This is a genomic window from Methylobacterium sp. Leaf111 (assembly GCF_001423285.1).
Lineage (GTDB): Bacteria > Pseudomonadota > Alphaproteobacteria > Rhizobiales > Beijerinckiaceae > Methylobacterium.
On sequence record NZ_LMNE01000030.1, the window covers coordinates 1 to 17,353 of the forward strand.

A 17,353-nucleotide genomic window follows, 5' to 3' on the forward strand; every position below is an offset into this window, starting at 1 on the left:
TCCACATCCGGTGTCCGCGATTGCCTTCGCGACATCCCGCGCCTCCAAAATGGCGCCCCCAGAACTAAACCTACCAGACAGCCAGCTTTGCCGGCCTAGAAAAAAACACCGGCGCGATGACGCCGGTGCCCAGACCCGATGCAGGCGGAGGATGGTGGAGTCGTAGGGTCCCGGGGACCCTACGGCTTGCCGCGCTTCGCCATGAGCTGCTCGATCAGCGAACCGCCCTTTTCGATGGCAGCGAGTTCCTCCGCGACCGCGTCCACGGTCTCGCGGATCTGTTCCGGCGTATGCTCCGAGGTGATGAAGAAGCGCAGGCGCGACGCTCGTTCCGGCACGGCCGGGTGGATGATCGGCTGAACGTTGATGCCGCGCTTGAAGAGGCGGTCCGACAGCGTCACCGACTTCAGGGAGTCGCCGACGATGACGGGGATCACCGCGAGGCCGAGGCTGGTCCCGGTGTCGAGCCCATGCTTCTTCGCGCAGGACAGGAACAGGTGGCCGTTCTGCCGCAGACGCTCCACCCGGTGCGGTTCGGCATGCATGATCTCGAGCGCCGTTTCGGCCGCGGCCGCGAGAGGCGGCGAGATGCCGACGCTATAGATGAAGCCGCCAGCCGTGCACTTGAGGTACTCGATCAACGCCGCCGGTCCGGCCACGTAACCGCCGCAGGTGGACAGGGTCTTCGAGAGGGTGCCCATCCAGATATCGACCCCGTGGGGATCGACGTCACAATGTTCGGCCAGACCGATGCCGGTCCGCCCGAGGACGCCGAGCCCGTGCGCGTCGTCGACCATCAGCCAGGCGTCGTAGCGCTGCTTCAGGGCGATGAGTGCCGCGAGGTCCGGCGCATCGCCGTCCATGCTGTAGAGGCCTTCCACCACGATCAGCGCCCGGCGATGCTCGTGGCGCGTGGCGCCGAGCAACGTCTCCAGGGCGTCGAGATCGTTGTGGGAGAACGAGCGGCGCTGAGCGCCGGAGAGCTGAGCGCCGGTGACGATGCTGTTGTGGCTGAGGGCGTCGTGGAAGATCACGTCGCCCGGCTCCAGCAGGGCGCCGATCGTGGTGACGTTGGTGGCGTGGCCGCTCACCATCACCACGCAGGCCTCGGTGTCGTAGTGGTCGGCCAGGGCCTTCTCCAGGGAGAGGTGTCCCGGTCGCTCACCGGCCACGATCCGGCTGGCCGACGCCGACGTGCCGTAGGTTTCGATCGCACGGGCCGCCGCGGCGTTGACGTCGGGATGCCCGTTCAGACCGAGGTAGTCGTAGGACGAGAAGTTGACGAACGACTTGCCGGCGATGCGCGTCGTGGCGCCGGCCTTGGTCTCGTGCACCCGGAAGAACGGATTGCCGAGGCCGATCAGATCGGCCGCCGAGCGCTGGAGGCGCAACTCCCGGTATCCCGGCAGGGACTCGAAATTCTGTACGGACCCATCGCCCGCCGGGCGCTGCGCCGGACGGGCGGGAGCCGTCCGGTTGGCGTTTCGCCCGAGGCGGTTCGTGACGAAGCCCGCCAGGGCCGCGCGTCCGCCGTCCGGTCTCGCGGAATTGCTCATGCGGCATGCCTCAAGGGGGAATCGCTCACGGGAGGATTTCTTTGATCGCGAGGCTGTTTTCTTCGACCATCGCGTGGAAGGGCTCGAGGGTGCGGACATCCACCCCCTCGCTGGCGTGACGCTGGGCCAGGCTCATCACGGCCGCCGCCGCCTCGTCCACCGGAGCCGCGATCGACTGGATCAGGGTCTCGGTGAGTTCGTTGACGGTGAGGCCGGAGGAGATGCCGGACGGCGGCGCCTCGAGGGCGAAGCGCTCCTGCAGGCTCGCGCCGAGTTCGACGCCCATCAACGAGTCGAGACCGATCTCGGAGAGGTGGCGCACGCGGCTGATGTCGTCCTTGGGCAGGCGCAGGATCCGGGCGATGTCCTCCACGATGGCGTCGGCCACCGTCTTGCGCACCGAGTCGATGTCCTGCGTCTTCAGGAGCAGGCCGATATTGATGGCCGCCACCGTTCCGGCTTCCATCTGCTGGTCCGAACCGAGCTCGGCGTAGCTCGGGCTCTTCATGGTGGCGAGGCGCTCGCGCGCCTTGCCCCAATGCATCGACGCGATGGCGATCACGGCGTCGTCCGGGCTCGACCCCTGGCCTTCGAGCGCGTCGGCCATGAGGTCGAGGCAGTGGCGGGCATCCATCGGCGTCACGCCGACGCGACCCGCCAAGGTCTCCATCACCGCACGGTTACGGGCCAGCACGCCGACATCGCCGATGGCCCCCCAGGCGACGGCCAGCGCCGGCAGGCCGAGCTTGCGCCGGCGGCGGGCGAGGCCTTCCATGAAGCCGTTCGCGGCCACGTAGGCGCCCTGTCCGGGGTTGCCGATGAACGTCGTGGCCGAGGAGAACATCACGAAATAGTCGAGCGCGCGCGCGCGCGTCGCTGCGTCGAGATGCTCGGCACCGATGACCTTCGGACGGATGACCGTGTCGAGGGCGGCGGCGTCGATGTTGGCGATGAGGCCATCCTGGAGCACCATCGCGCCGTGGATCACGCCGGCGAGCGACCGGCCCCCGCGCTCCACCTCGGCCAGCAGCGCATCCACCGCCTTGCGGCTGGTGATGTCGCAGGCCATCGCGGCCACGGCGACGCCGCGGGCGCCGAGATCGGCCACGACCTGCTTGGCCTCGGGACTCGCGGCCCCGTTGCGGCCGACGAGGACGATGTGCTTCGCACCCCGGTCCGCGAGCCAGCGCGCCGCCTCGATGCCGAAGCCGCCGAGACCGCCGGTGACGAGGTGGACACCCTCGGGAGAGATCGTGAAGGCGGACTTCTCCGTCTGCATCACGCTGCCGGGCTTCGGCGGTGCGATGACGATCTTACCCACATGCCCCGATTGCTGCATCAGCCGGAAGGCGTCCGAGACCTCGTCCGCCGTGAAGGGCTGGAAGGGCAGAGGCTTCAGGCCGCCTTCCTTGAACAGGGACATCACCTCCCGGAACAGCCGGGCCCCGTCCTCGCCCTGGTGCTGGAGCACCTGGTCGAGATCGACGCCGAAATAGGACAGGTTCCGGCGGAACGGACGCAGGCCGATATGGGTGTTGGCGACGTAGTCGCGCTTGCCCAGCTCGATGAAGCGGCCGAAGGGCTTGAGGACGTTGAGGCTGCGCTCCATCGCCTCGCCGAACAGGCTGTTCAGCACCACGCCGACGCCGTCGCCGGTGATGCGGCGGACATCGTCCACGAAGGCGAGGGAACGCGAGTCGAGCACGTGCTCGGCCCCCAACGCCTTGACCAGGGCGCGCTTCTCCCGCGAGCCGGCCGTGGCGATGACCCGCGCACCCTTCATCTTCGCGATCTGCAGGGCGGCCAGACCGACGCCGCCGGCTCCGCCATGGATCAGGACCCACTCGCCGCGGCGCAGGCGGGCGCAGCTGACGAGGCCGTAATAGGCCGTGAGGAAGGCGACCGGCACAGTGGCGGCGGCCTGCGGATCGAGGCCGGGCGGGCTCGGGGCCACGACGAGCTCGGGGACGACGATGTGGGTCGCGAAGCCCGACTGCGCGAAGGCGACGACGCGATCACCGGGCTTGAAGGCGTCGACGCCCTTGCCGACGGAGAGGACCCGGCCGGCCACTTCCAGCCCGAGGCGCGGACCCGCGAAGCCATCCTCCAGGATCTCCTCCGGCAGCATCGACAGGGCCCAGAGGACGTCGCGGAAATTGAGACCCGTGGCCTCGACCGCGATCTCGACCTCGCCGCGCTCGGGAGCCCGGCGGGTCGCCGGCCCCCAGGCCATCTCGTTGAGGCCGCCGGTATTGCTGCGTTCCAGGCGGGCCGCCTCGGCCGGAACCGCATCGGCGCCGGGACGACGGGAGAGCTGGCCCGGCGAGAACCGGATCACACGGGTCCGGTCGGCGTCGAGGATGATCTCGGTCTCGAGCGTGCCCGAGAGGATGAGGTCGCGCAGCCGCTCGGCGGCGGCCTTGGTCGAGAGCGCCTCGGCGAGGTCGATCCGACGCACGTCGAGATTCGCCACCTCGTTGGCAAGCGTCCGGCTGAAGGCCCAGACGCCGGCCTCCACGGAGCCGGTCGGATCCCCCGCATCGCGGGTGGCGCCGGGGCAGACCACCCAGAGCCGGGTCTGGCGGCTGCCGAGATGCTCGACGCAGCGCTTCAGGCTCAGGCAGCGCTCCCGCAGGCGGTCCGCCGCGGCACCGGTATGGTTGAAGGCGCCCGCGAGGAAGACGACCGTGTCGGGGGTCTCGCGTTCCAGTTCGAGCAGCGACTGCTCCGAGTCGAGGATGATCGAGACGTGGACGCCGCTCGCCACCAGCAGGGTCGCCAGGGACGAGGCCGTCTCCGCCGCGACAGCGTCGTGCGAGCCGATCACGAACGCGAAGGTCTGGCCGGGCGCCGGCTTGGCGCGCACCGGCGCCTCGGCGATGAACAGAAGATCGTCCCCGTTGGCGGAGACGGCGCGATCGACGGCCACCCGCACGAGGCCGGTGTCGCTCAGCGCACGCTGCCACCCGGTGATGTCGTCGAGACGGCCCACCGGCAGGTCGGCCGTTGCCTCGAACCAATCCGGGGTCAAGCCGAACACCAGATCGCGGAACAGCGACGCTCCCGGCTCGACGGCGACGAGGAAGCCACTGGTCGCGAGCGCGTCGGCGACCTTGCCGAGCAGGGCTCGCTCGGAGCGATGCAGGACGTTGCTGGCCAGGATCACATCGAAGCTGCCTGCCGACAGCTCGGCCGTATCCTCGATGACGGTGAGGCCGCGCGGCAGGGCGAGGCGCGCCCGCTCCGCCAGGCGACGATCGGCTTCGAACACGGTCAGCTGCGCCTCGATGCCGTCCGTGAAGGCGGCGGCCTGCGCCGAGAGCGGTCCGAATCCGACCTGAAGTACCCGCAACGCACGGTCGCGGGGCAGGGCGGCACGGCCGGACTCGACGAGATCCGCGATCACGTCGGCCGCGGCCCGGGCCGTCGCACTGCGCAGGACGAAGGCGTCGAGGGCGTTCTGCGAGAGGGTCGGAGCCTCCGTCAGATCACCCGAGAGCAACCGGCCGACGACGGCGCCGATATCGGCGGTGAGCACGAGTTCGGCCGAGAGTTCGGGGTGATCCGCCGCGATCCAACGCATGATTTCGTCGGGTGCCGGCAGGGACACATCCTTGCGCAGGGTCCAGCGCTCGCCGTCGAGGGTGGCGAGGTCGCTGCTCTCCAGGGCGTAGAGGGCGTTCAGGAGCCAGGGGCGCATCGCCTCCGGCACGCGGTCGTCGATCGCCACGGTGCCGGAGCGCTGGAGGCCCTCCGCCAGGCGGTAGGCCATCGACGTCGCCCAACCTTCGAGAAGGAGGTGCCCCGGTGCCAGCGGCGCCTCGGCAGGTGCGACGGCGGCCTTGCAGGCCGGACGGATCGCGTCGGCGACGCGCTTTCCGCGCTCCATCGCGATGGCGGTGGGTTCGGTGGCAAGCTCGGGCCGCTGCGCGATGGCGTACGCGGCGAGATCGCTGCCGTTCTTCGAGCGGAGCGCCTGAAACCGCCCCTCGCGCAAGGTGGCGATGACGGCGCCCTCGGCATCCACCAGGGTAAAATCGGCCAGGATGCTGCGCTCGTTGGCACGCCGGGTCCGGATCATCGCCCGGGCGATGACGGCCCCCGGCTTGACGAGGCGGATTTCGCCGAAGCGAACCGGGACATAGGCCTTGGTCGACCCCTCGCCCATCAGACCGGCGAAGAGCAGGATGAGGCCGTGGAAGCAGGAATCGAGGCGCGCGGGGACGAGCCCGAAGCGCCCGTCGGCCTCGGCGGGCAGGAGCTCCGAGACGATGGTGGTCTCGTCGAGGCGCGCACTCGCCGCGACCTGACGGAAGCTCGGGCCGAAGCCGAGACCCGAGGCGGCGGCCAGGCGGTAGAGGGCTTCGCCCGCCACCGCGTGTTCGGCGGGAACGTGCAGGTCCACCGGGGCGGGCGCCGGGAAGGTCCCATCGATGATCTTGGCCGCGGCGTGGAGCTGCCAGGCGGCCTGGGTCAGGCGTGGCCGGCTGAGAATCTGGATGGCGTTGCCCGAGCCGGCGACCCGCACCGCGACCTCGCGCAGGGATTCCTCGCCGAACACCATCGGCGACTGGATCTCGAAGTCCGCGAGCGTGACGCTGTCCGTCTTCATCGCCTCGCGGGCAACACCGAGGGCCATCTCGATGAAGGCCGCGCCGGGCAGGATCGCCTGCCCGTCGATGCGGTGATCATCGAGGTCCGGCACCGTCGCGATGTCGACGTGGCCGTGCCATTCGAGGCCGTCCGGTGCGACGCGGGAGCCGTAGAGCGGATGATAGGGACGCGGCGTCGCCGCACCGACACCCTCGGTGGTCTCGGCGAGCCGGAAGGGTCGACGCTGCCAGGGATAGAGCGGCAGCGACACGTCGCCCGTCGGATTCGCCCCGAAGACCGTCGCCTCATCGACGGCGGCGCCCTGCACGAGGGCGGCCGCGACGGTGCGGGCGATCGGATCGCCGCCCGCCGGCTTGCGGTGGAGGACGCCGATCGTGGCGTTCTCGATGCCGAGGGGCTCGATGGCGTCGCCGATATGCGACAGCAGGGTCGCGCGGGGCCCCACTTCGATGAAGACGCGGGCGCCCTGTCGGGTTGCCTCCTGAACGGCCTCGCAGAAGCGCACCGGTTCACGGATGTTGCGCCACCAGTAACCGGCCCCGAACTGATCTCCGGCCAGCACCTTGCCGGTGACGGTCGATACCATCGCGGTCTTTGCAGCGTGCGGCTTGAGCCCAGCGAGGTCCCGCAGCAGCGGCTTCTCGGTCGGGTTCATCAACCGGCCGTGGAAGGGGTACTCGAGGTCGAGCTTGCGCCCGCGACGACGCTTGCGCGTCAGCGCCTTCATGGCCGCATCGATATCCTCCACCGGGCCGGCCACCGTGATGGCCTTGGGGCTGTTATAGGCGGCGATGTCGAGGCTCGGGTAATCCTTCAGGAACAGTTCGATCTCGTCCGCAGGGGCGAGCAGCACGGCCATCGTTCCGAAGCCGCGCGTCGTCTCCTGGTGCTTGCTCCGGTAGAAGATGACCTTCACGGCCTGTTCGAGGCTCAAGATCCCGGCGGCTTCCGCCGCGGCGATCTCGCCGACGCTGTGGCCGAGGACGTAGCTCGGCTTGAGGCCGTGGGCCCGCAGCGCCGTCGTCGAGGCGCTCGAGATCGCGAAGATCAGGGGTTGCGACACCCGCGTGAGGGCGAGGCGCTCCTCCAGATCCTCGGCGAACAGGGCCTCCTTCAGGGACCAGCCCGAAAGGGTGTGGAACAGGCCGTCGATGCGGTCGAAGGCCTCGCGGAAGACGGCGTTCTCGTCATAGGCCTCACGACCCATGCCGGCCCACTGACTCCCGTTGCCGGAATAGACAAAGGCGACCTCCGCCGCGCGGTCCACGGCGGTCCCCAGAAGGGCGTCGGGGGCATCCTCGGCCTCACCGACGGCGCGCAGGACCCCCGGAAGATCGGCATCCAGGGAAACGGCCAGGCGCGAGGACAGACGCTCGCGACGATGGGCGGCGGCCGCGGCGATCCGGGCGATCTCGGCCTTGTCGGCGCCGTCGAAGCGCTCGGCGTAATCGAGGGCGAGTTCGTTGAGGGCGGCACGGCTCTGGGCCGAGAGCAGGAGCACTTCCGGCATCCGGGCCGCATCGGGGGCGACCGAGGCGGCACGAACCGGCGGGCCGTCCGTGAGGACGACGTGCGCGTTGGTGCCGCCGAACCCGAAGGAATTGACGCCCGCGAAGCGCGCCTTGCCATCGCGCGCCAGCGGCAGCGGCTTGTTCGTCACCGACAGGTTCAGGTCCCGAAAGGGGATCTCGGGATTCAGTTCGGCCGCGTGAAGCGAGGTCGGGAAGAGGTCGTGCTCGAGAGCGAGGCTGGCCTTCAGGAGACCGGCAAGGCCCGAGACCGGCTCGGTGTGGCCGATGTTGCTCTTGATCGAACCGATCGGCAGCGGCGCCTTGCGGGGACGACCGAGCTTGCCGCCGATGGCACTCGCCTCGATCGGATCGCCCACCGGCGTACCGGTGCCGTGGGCCTCGACGAAGACCACCGCGTCGAGGTCGATTTCGGCCTCGCGGTAGACCTGCTCCAGAAGCGCACCTTGGGCATAGCCGGAGGGCAGGGAGATGCCGGTGGTGCGCCCGTCCGAATTGACGCCGCTGGCCGCGATGACGCCGCGCACGGTGCTGCCGTCGCGCAGGGCCGCTTTCGCGGATTTCAGCACGAGCACCACACCGCCCTCGGAGCGCACGTACCCGTCGGCGCTCGACGAGAAGGCCTGGCACAGGCCGGTGCGCGAGAGCATCTGCGCGTTCGAGAAGCAGATGAAGTTGAAGGGGCTCGCGAGAAGGTTCACGCCGGCGACGACCGCCGTGTCGATCCGACCGCTGGAGATGGCCGCCACCGCGGCATCGAGGGCGACGAGCGAGGACGAGCAGGCCGTGTCGACGGTGAAGCTCGGTCCCTTCAGGTCGTAGATGTAGGAGATGCGGTTCGACAGGATCGAGAGCGTGTTCCCGGTGGCCGCGTAGGCGTCGCCCGACGAGGTGTCGAGGACGCGCAGGTTGCCGTAATCCAAGGAGGAGGCGCCGACGAAGACGCCGATCTGGGTCCCCGCCACGTCCGAGGGGCGCAGCCCGGCATCTTCCAGGGCTTCCCAAGTCAGTTCCAGCAGCAGGCGCTGCTGCGGGTCCATCTGCTCGGCCTCACGGGGCGAGATGCCGAACACGCCCGGGTCGAACGACCAGATGTCGTCGAGGACGCCGGCGGACCACGTATAGCTCTTGCCACGCTCCTGCGCGCGCGGGTGTCCGAACCGCTCCAGGGACCAGCGGTCATCCGGGATGCGACCGACGGCGCATCGCGCCTCGGTCAGGAGCTGCCAGAGCCCGTCGACGCTCGAAGCGCCGGGAAGCCGGCAGGCACGGCCGATGATCGCGATGTCTGTACGTTGTGTCACGTTCGATTCGCACACGCTCTTGAACGGGGGACAGGACCGACTTGTACCACCGGTGGCAACCAGCCCGATCCTTAGTATGGCTCCAGGCTACTGTCCAACCGGAGCGCCGGGAATCAGGGCAATCACCGACCGGACACAGGGACCCTGTTGCACGTATTCATCGATCATTCCGGCAAGATGAGGGAGCAAAGTGCCGCGCCTCACGACGACGACTGCTCGATCACATGCAGGAATTCCAAACAAATGCCACAAACCGGGACGGCTTCCCCGACCTGACTTATGGACCATCGCCGACCGAAGTCACCGGCCCGTTACGCCGGCATCCTGGCAGGGGAGGGACCTGAAGGCAGGAAGGGTGCGGACCAGCGTCGCCCCCTGTGATTCAGACCCAGCTGCCACCCTGTTTCGCAACGGTTCATCGCTGTGCCGAAGCCATCCAGGGAAGGCGGGTAGACCGGCTGATTACGGCGACTTTGCGGTGCGAGGGGACGACGCTGCGCCGCAACATCAGAGCCGATAGCGCGCGGCGATCTTCGAGAGATTGGGATTGTAGTACGGGTCCGCCCGCAGAACCGCCCCCCATCGGTCTTGCATCACCCGGACCTCGCGCTCGAACCGGGCCAGTTTCTCGGGTGTGTCCTCCGCGCCGCGGCTCTTCGATTCGTGGTGGATCAGCCGCGCATGCGGTGTCCACACGATCCGATACCCCTGCGCACGCAGCCTGAGGCAGAGGTCGACGTCGTTGAACGCGACGGCGAGGTCGTCCGCGTCGAAGCCCCCGCTCTCCGAGAAGACCGACGCCCGGAGGAGCAGGCAGGCGCCGGTCACGGCCGAGACCTCCTGCGTCAGGACCATCCGGGCGAAGTACCCGGGGTCGTCCTCGGACAGCCCGGGATGGCTGTGCCCGGCCACGCCGCCGATCCCGAGGACGATGCCGCCGTGCTGCAGCGTGCGGTCCGGGTAGAGCAGCTTCGCGCCCACCGCGCCGATGTCCGGCGTCAGCGCGATGGACACCATCTCGCGCAGCCAGCCGGGCTCGATGACCTCGACGTCGTTGTTCAGGAACAGGAGCAGCGGCCCCCGGGCCGCTGCCGCGCCTCGGTTGGAGAGGTCGGAAAAGTTGAAGAGTCCGGGCACCGACACGACACGAACGCGCGCGTCGTTCGAATAGCGCGCGAAGAGGTCGCGCGTGCGGGGCTCCCGGCTGTCGTTGTCGACGATGAGCACCTCGATGGCCGGATAGTCCGTCGCGTCGAGAACACCCGCGAGGGCCACGGCGAGCAAGTCCGCGCGGTCGCGCGTCGGAATGACCACCGAAACGAGGGGAGCCGGCTCCGGGACCGGACGGACGAGCCGGTTGAACCCGAGGGGGCCGCGCACCGCCGTCGCCCGCAGGGGGGCGGCCACCTCGGCCAGCGCGCGCAGCCGCGCCATCTCGCTCCGCTCCAGGGCCCGGTCCGAGAACGTCCCCGAGCCGCCGGCGGCACGCCAGTGGTAGAGGATCCGCGGAATGTGCCGGATGCGATCCGGCGTCAGACGCGCCGTGATCCGCAAGAGGAGATCGTGGTCCTGGCTGCCCTCGAAGCCCGGGCGCAGGCCGCCCACGGCCCGGATCGCCTCCGTGCGGATCACCGTGAGGTGATTGATGTAGTTCTGGCCGTAGAGCAGCTCGCGATCGAACCCCGACTTGAAGTGCGGCTCGAAGCGACGCCCACGCCCGTCGATCTTGTCCTCGTCGCTGTAGATCAGGACGAGATCGGGCGCGGCACGGATCGCGGTCGCGACGTGGTAGAGCGCCCCCTCGGCCAGCACGTCATCGTGGTCGAAGAAGGCAACGAAAGGACCGGTCGCCTGCGCGAGGGCGTCGTTGGTGGCGCGGGCGATGTGACCATTCTCCGCACGCCGGACGACGTGAATGCGGGGATCCTGCTGGGCGTGACGGGCCAGGAGGCGTGGGATCGCCGGATCCGTCGAGGCGTCGTCGACGATCGAGAGCTCCCAGTTCGGATAGAGCTGCGCGCGGACCGACCGGATGGCGGCGTCCAGGACGCGCGGGGCGGGATCGTGCACCGGCATCACCACCGAGATCCGCGGCGCGTCCGGCCAGGCATCGATCGCGTCGCGGATGCGCCGCCGATCGGCCTCGGAGAAGGTATCGAATCGGGCGATCCACGTGGCGTAGCCGGTCTCCGTCCGATCGTGGAGGGCCCGCAGGAGCAGCGCCCGCCCGCGAACCTTGAGGCCGAGGGCGCGCCAGTACAGGGCGCGCGCGGCGAGGGCCGGGCTCCGGCGCAGGGCGCGCGCGACGAGGCCGATCCGCCGGACCCGGCGGATCGCGAAACCGTCGAGGTGGAACCCCGTTTCGCGGGCGAGGGGCGCCAGGTGCAGGGCTCGCAGCCCTTCGGGCAAGCGCCCCGTCCAGACGAAGCGATCCCCGCCCTCCGCCTCCTCGGAGAGGGCCACGATGCCGGGCCGACCGTCCGGGCCGAGGACCCGCGCGCTGAGGACCAGCCGGCAGACGCCCGCGCTCCCGACGTCCCGGAACCGGATCGTCGCCCAGGTCCCGCCGAGACCGGCATCCGCGAGGTCGAGGTCGAAGCTGGGGCCATCCGGGACGAAGCGCCGCGTCGAAGGCCCCCTGCGAATCCAGGGGAGCGAGACGGCCGGCAGCGAGCCGGACCGGTTCGGGGTCTTCATCCCTGGCTCACTCCATCGCGGACCGTACCCGAGGCAGCAGGGCCGGACCTTCCCGCGAGCGTCATCGAACGGCGGGACACCGCAGGGCGGGCCCGATCATCGCCCCCGCTCCCCCGGTCGGCGTCGCCGCCCCAAGCGCGAACGGCCTTCCCGCGCCCACCGTCGTTTCCGCCCCGCATCGTTCCACCGCAAGCCCCAACCCGCCTGTTCCGGCCGCCTGCCCCGGTCGGCGCGCCGGACCGGCCCGCGCCACCGGAAGGCGACCGGGCCCGGCTTACCGCATTTTCGCGGGTCACACAGGGCCGATGCCGGGGCCGGGGATCGCCCGACCGGCAGGCCGAACATTCGCGCGGCGAGGGCCCTTGCGTACCCCGAAACCCCAGGCTATAGCCCCCTCCACCGGCGCCGAGCGGCACCGGTGAGGGCGCGTAGCTCAGCGGGAGAGCACTACCTTGACATGGTAGGGGTCACAGGTTCGATCCCTGTCGCGCCCACCATCTATCTCTCTGATGTCACAGGAATTTTCCTGACGAGAGATAGGCCAGCGGTTAGTGATCGCTGGTTCGGTGAACCTGATCTGGGTTCGGGTCAGCGATACTCCAGGTTCAGCATCGATTGAACCTAGTGCCCAGAAAGCTCATCAATCGCGCTCCTGCCCCCTCGAGCGCGCAATCAGCGCGCCCTTCTACCGCGATGCGAGGCACCGGTTTGCGCTGAACGCTGCCGCTCCCTTTACATTAAATTCAGTCTTCCAAGCATCTCATTGTGCGAAGTTTCTTGGCTACCAGAGCCGAGATAAACCTTGCTGGCTTGGAGTCATCTGTGGCTGCGAATATTAATTCACAATTTACAATCAAGCTTGAGCAAGACACCGGCATTTCTCAAACAGACAATATCACCAATGTCTCATCTTTTACTGGGACTGCAACGCCGAACTCAGTACTAGATTTACTCGACGGTGAACAGCTGATCGGATCGGTACAAGCCGATGGATTGGGCAACTACCGATTTGCCCCACCACATCTTACGGATGGGGCACACACGATCAATGTACGCGACACATCCAGTTCAGAAAGCGCGTCCCTTCAATTCACGCTGGACACGCTGAGACCGACACTTACGCTCGTTTTGTCGAGCGGAACGAACACACCCGAACATCCTAACGACAACCAACCGCTGCCTTCACTGATCGATGGTAGTGGCATCGTATTAAATGCAGCATCACTCCTCCGCACGCTTCGCGTTGGAGGAGTAGTCAGCGGCGTAGAACTCGATGCGTTCCCAAGATTACAGGCGACCGTTCAGGTCGAGAACCTCGAAGGCATCAAACTTGTCGAAAAATCTTTAAATGTTGTATCAAATTCACTCGGAGATTATTACGCCTTCAAGATTCAGATGCCAGATGATCCGAGCTTCTTATCTTATATTTCTTCGATTGTTGATGGAAAATACAGTGTTTTGGCGCATGTGTCAGACGTGGCCGGGAATTCCATATCAACCAGTCCAATTCCACTCACCGTCGACACGAAAAAGCCTGAGCTCTCCATATCTCAGCAGACTGTAGATTTTAGGGTCGATACCCCTAAGCTTTACATCACCGGGAAAATTGAATCTTCGCCTGGAACTTCACTTCATCTAGTTGATAACAATGAAACATCTCTACAAGCAAATATAATTAACGATGGCAGGTGGGAATTGTCGTCTACATTGAATAATTCCGCCTTTTATCTTCACGCAGAAGCGAAAGATGTCGCCGGGAATATTAGTACGACCGCCTCCACCCCGAAAATCGAAGCTGCCTCTGTATCATTTGATTCCAATCTCAGGGATACAGAGATACTTGGCTTTGGCAACGTTAGCAGATTTGCTTTGAATACCGCCGCGGAATTTACAGCCATCGACGCAAAATCATTCATTTTTCTGGACGGGTCAGTAGAAAATATTATCAAATTCGGCTCATTGATTGACAACTTATATTATTACAGTAAAAATACTGATATTTGGGCCATGAAGGTGAACGCCGCCGAGCACTTCAATTCGTACGGCTGGCATGATGGCCTGAATCCAAACGAATTTTTCTCCACGTCTGGATATCTAGCTACAAATACAGACGTCAAAACATCCGAAATGAACCCATTAATTCACTATGACACCTACGGCTGGAAGGAAGGGCGCGACCCATCTGCCGGTTTCGACAGCCAGCAGTATTTAGCACGTAATCCAGATGTGAAAGCAGCCGGCATCGATCCGCTCGCGCATTACCTCGCGAATGGACAGTCGGAAGGTCGACAAGCCTACGCAGCAATAGGCAAGGCAGCCGACCTTGCCACGCATCCTGGCTTCGACGCCGAGTACTATCTCTTGGCTAACTCAGACGTGGCCAAAGCCGCGCTGGCAGCTGGTGGCGACACATTCGCGTTCGCCTACAGCCACTACGAGACCAACGGCTGGCACGAAGGGCGCAACCCGAATGCGGTGTTCGACACCAAGGGCTACCTTGCGGCCTATATGGACATCGCGGCAGCCAACATCGACCCTCTCGCGCACTACGAATCGTTCGGCTTCAAGGAAGGCCGTGATCCTTCCGCGCACTTCGACATCAATGGCTATCTCGCTGCCAACGGCGACGTCAAAGCAGCCGGTCTCGATCCTATGCTCCACTACCTGCAGTATGGCGGGCTCGAAGGGCGGGCCATGCTGGATGACGGTCACTTCGGTTAGTGATCTCCGGAGGCAGGCTGAGGCTGCGCGCTTCGGTCTGCCTACTCTGGTCGGTTCCTGCCGTGACGCTGGTCCGCTGCGTGCTATCTCAGCTGCATGGCTGAGTATCCCACCACCGGCGAGCTCTACAAGGCGAAGGCCATCCTTGAGGCAGACGTGGCCGCCGCGGTCGACGCCTTCATAGCGGATCCGACTACCACGGCGTTCCTGTTCGGCGATGGTTACAGCGTCGACATCGCCGAGGCTGTCAGTAGCCACGATTGGGCGAAAGTAACCGTCGCGAACAAGGAGGCCACGGACCACCTGAAGTGGGTTGCCGTGCGCACCGCGATCCTGCTGGCCCGGCCAGAGAGGCATCGACGATGACCGAGCGTGACGCAGGCTACTTGCAAGCCCTTGCGGACGTGCAAGGTGAGGTTCGGAAAACGGTGCAGGATCCCAGCACCTCCCGCGAGGGAAGGCTCGAACTTCTCGGCGTGCTGTCGTTCCTGTCCGACCTCGTCGACGTGAAGGTGCGGGCCTACCACGATGAAGCAGCAGCCAGCACATTCGCGGAGGACAGGTGGGAGCGCGAGCCTTGACGGACGCCGCTCCGCCCTGGCGCAAGATCACGACCGACGACTATCACCCGCGCATCTTCCCAGCGACGACCCCCAGCGCGCAATGGATTGCGTCGACCAACTGCGTCGCAGCGCTCCTGGGTGAGCAACACCGCGGCGAGTGCCGGCTCCGGCTGGTCTTACGCGAGTCGGTGGACCTCAAACCAGGGCCGAAGGCCGACCCACTGTGGGTCTGGGACTATGACGCCGGGCCGCCCGCGTTCACCTGTGTGGCCGAGACCTGGATCCAGACCAAGGATGGGCGCCGGCGGCGTGTCGGTGAAACGGGTTCGCGAGGTGAACCAATTAAGCCCGGCCGGCTATCAAAGCTGCCAAGCCCAGAAACTCAGTAGGATGACAAATTTAAGCCTCAAGACAATTAGGCATTCAATATACCATCGTCAAAATACGCTCTACCCTCAATTACCCCAAAATCAATATAATGCAGCAAAGGATTGATGCCAGCAGCTGCAACGTCTGGGTTGGCTGTAAGGTACGCCTTCGTATCGAATGCACCGGATGGATCTCGCCCCTCCTTCCATCCAAAATCCAGATAGTGCTCTAGGGGATTGAGTCCCGCCTCTGCGACGTCCTTATAAGCCTCTAGATAAGAATTTGTACTGAAGAAAGCATTTGGATCTCTACCTTCCTTCCACCCAAACTGCGAATAGTGGAGGTCTGGGTCAATACCGCTTTCCGCTATGTCAGGGTTTTGACTTAAGTAGTACAAATCGTCGACAACACTATTCCCGTCAGCCTGATTAACCGTTATGTCTGAAAACTTAAATAGCTCAACAGAAGCAGTCTGAATGTACGTAGTTGCAGTAATAATTGTGACGCCTGCCCCAGCTGGAAAAATGTTGTAGCTGCTAATTTGCCCGTCGAGCACAAGCGTATCAGTGCCGGCGTCACCATCGTATTGATAAGACCCGCTGTGGAAATTGAGAGTGTCATTTCCGGCGCCAGCTAGGAAAACACCTTCGCCAAATGCAACATTCAGCGTATCATCGCCACTACCTGCAACTATATCAGCAAGCCTTACGCTTGTAGTTGTTCCAAGCACATTGAAAGTGTCGTTGCCTCCATTGCCATAAGTTAGACTGGCTGCTTGACCGAATGGATTAGAGCCCTCCTGGTAAGTCGGTGTAAAAATTTCAGAAGCTGAAGTACCGCGGACGATAGATATCATTACCCTGTCCTGTGCGCAAAATTTGCAATTGCGAGCATATTTCCGGAGACCGATTCACAAAAAGATGATACCCGCAATGGGTTAACACAAAAATGTTTTATAAATTTAAGAATGGTAAAGGACGATACCAGAGTAATTTTCCCTGGGTTGCATTTGAAACCAAAACCGAACGACGCTGTCTAGCAAGTTGGTTGCTGTGATAGGTAAATGCGAGGCGACTAAGCAGCCCGCCGCCGATCGCATAATGGCGGCATGGTCCATGCGGCTTAAGCCGCAGGGAAGCCAAGTCGGACCCGGTATCAGTGGCACCTGAAACGACGAAAGCCCTAAGATCATGTCTCGTGCTACAGAAGCTGCTTATGCAGATCACGTCCAATAATCTACAGATGGGTTAAGGGCTTTAAACAACAGCAATATGAGTGCTATAGGAAGATCCAGTCTACCAATCCGAGGCTCGGGCAAGCAAATCTTGTGCGCGGTCCCGAACATGATTCAACGGTAATGTCGTGAAACCAGGGCTTGCGGAAACATCCCGGATATCGGAGTCAAAGACCTCGACAAGCTTGCTGGAGCCGATCTTCAAATGCGCCTGCTTGACTTCCTGCCGTGGCGATCTTCTCTAAAGAAAACACAGCTGCCTGGGTTTGATCCGATATATTATCTATATTGGTATCCGGATGTTCGTTTTGCGAGTTACCCGCCGTTAGAGCACTACCTTCAGCACGGCTGGAAGGAAGGACGCGATCCGAGCGCAGGGTTCAGCACGCTCGGCTACCTTGCCGCCAACCCTGATGTCGTACAGTCCGGAGCCAACCCCCTGGTTCACTATGTGAACGTCGGGTTCGCCGAAGGTCGTTCCGGGCACTGGAAAGACCCTGGTACACCTGCTCCCGGGACGGTCGTCCCTTCGAGTGCGCTGAAGATGCAGCCTCCACCTGCCGCGATCGAGGCGGTGAACGTAACGCTGGTCCAAGAAGAGGTAAGCGAGGCGAAGGTTGATGAACCAACTGGGGAGGTCGACGTCTGGGGCCTTCGCGCTCGTAAGAACCTAGTGGTGCGAGTCTAACATTTGGTGCCCGCGCTTTGCGGCCTGGATGATGCGATCCGGGTCGGCAGTCCAGACGAAGGGCTTTGGGTCGCCGTT

Annotated in this window: 8 protein-coding genes and 1 tRNA gene; 5 read left to right on the forward strand and 4 right to left on the reverse strand. The window is 64.8% G+C overall.

Annotation, left to right across the window (positions count from 1 at the left end):
- Positions 1-179 precede the first annotated feature (179 nt).
- From ASF41_RS14945 to ASF41_RS14955, 3 genes are all read right to left on the reverse strand, one after another.
- Positions 180-1,556: an aminotransferase class I/II-fold pyridoxal phosphate-dependent enzyme gene (locus tag ASF41_RS14945; RefSeq protein ID WP_056494491.1), complete on the reverse strand. Its 1,377-nt coding sequence runs from the start codon at positions 1,554-1,556 to the stop codon at positions 180-182.
- Between the two features lie 25 nt (positions 1,557-1,581).
- Positions 1,582-9,003 (reverse strand): type I polyketide synthase, encoded by a 7,422-nt coding sequence (locus tag ASF41_RS14950; RefSeq protein WP_156653319.1) that lies wholly within the window; start codon positions 9,001-9,003, stop codon positions 1,582-1,584.
- A 507-nt stretch (positions 9,004-9,510) separates the two neighbouring features.
- On the reverse strand, positions 9,511-11,700 hold the full coding sequence (locus ASF41_RS14955; RefSeq protein ID WP_056494497.1) for a glycosyltransferase family 2 protein: 2,190 nt from the start codon (positions 11,698-11,700) through the stop codon (positions 9,511-9,513).
- Positions 11,701-12,122: 422 nt separating this feature from the next.
- Between ASF41_RS14955 and ASF41_RS14960 the strand changes: the two genes are divergently transcribed.
- The 4 genes from ASF41_RS14960 (at position 12,123) to ASF41_RS14975 (ending at position 15,002) form a co-directional block, all read left to right on the forward strand.
- A tRNA-Val gene (locus ASF41_RS14960) sits at positions 12,123-12,197 on the forward strand.
- Between the two features lie 325 nt (positions 12,198-12,522).
- A complete protein-coding gene (locus tag ASF41_RS25020; RefSeq protein WP_156653320.1) occupies positions 12,523-14,421 on the forward strand; it encodes an Ig-like domain-containing protein in 1,899 nt (632 codons plus the stop codon).
- Between the two features lie 96 nt (positions 14,422-14,517).
- Positions 14,518-14,787 (forward strand): hypothetical protein, encoded by a 270-nt coding sequence (locus ASF41_RS14970; protein ID WP_056494503.1) that lies wholly within the window; start codon positions 14,518-14,520, stop codon positions 14,785-14,787.
- Positions 14,784-15,002 carry a hypothetical protein gene (locus ASF41_RS14975; RefSeq protein WP_056494506.1) on the forward strand — a complete coding sequence of 73 codons (219 nt, stop codon included), beginning with the start codon at positions 14,784-14,786 and terminating at the stop codon, positions 15,000-15,002. The genes ASF41_RS14970 and ASF41_RS14975 overlap by 4 nt, the downstream gene beginning before the upstream one ends.
- Before the next feature lie 397 nt (positions 15,003-15,399).
- Here ASF41_RS14975 and ASF41_RS25025 read toward each other — a convergent pair whose 3' ends face one another.
- Positions 15,400-16,209: a hypothetical protein gene (locus tag ASF41_RS25025; protein WP_156653321.1), complete on the reverse strand. Its 810-nt coding sequence runs from the start codon at positions 16,207-16,209 to the stop codon at positions 15,400-15,402.
- Positions 16,210-16,792: 583 nt separating this feature from the next.
- Here ASF41_RS25025 and ASF41_RS26550 point away from each other — a divergent pair.
- Positions 16,793-17,275 (forward strand): hypothetical protein, encoded by a 483-nt coding sequence (locus tag ASF41_RS26550; protein ID WP_200941280.1) that lies wholly within the window; start codon positions 16,793-16,795, stop codon positions 17,273-17,275.
- Positions 17,276-17,353 lie beyond the last annotated feature (78 nt).

Excerpts from the sequence above, each read along its gene's own strand:
- ASF41_RS14945 (WP_056494491.1), bottom strand. The coding sequence starts at position 1,556 with ATGAGCAATTCCGCGAGACCGGACGGCGGACGCGCGGCCCTGGCGGGC.
- ASF41_RS14955 (WP_056494497.1), bottom strand. The coding sequence starts at position 11,700 with ATGAAGACCCCGAACCGGTCCGGCTCGCTGCCGGCCGTCTCGCTCCCC.
- ASF41_RS14970 (WP_056494503.1), top strand. The coding sequence starts at position 14,518 with ATGGCTGAGTATCCCACCACCGGCGAGCTCTACAAGGCGAAGGCCATC.
- ASF41_RS14975 (WP_056494506.1), top strand. The coding sequence starts at position 14,784 with ATGACCGAGCGTGACGCAGGCTACTTGCAAGCCCTTGCGGACGTGCAA.
- ASF41_RS25025 (WP_156653321.1), bottom strand. The coding sequence starts at position 16,209 with ATGATATCTATCGTCCGCGGTACTTCAGCTTCTGAAATTTTTACACCG.
- ASF41_RS26550 (WP_200941280.1), top strand. The coding sequence starts at position 16,793 with ATGCGCCTGCTTGACTTCCTGCCGTGGCGATCTTCTCTAAAGAAAACA.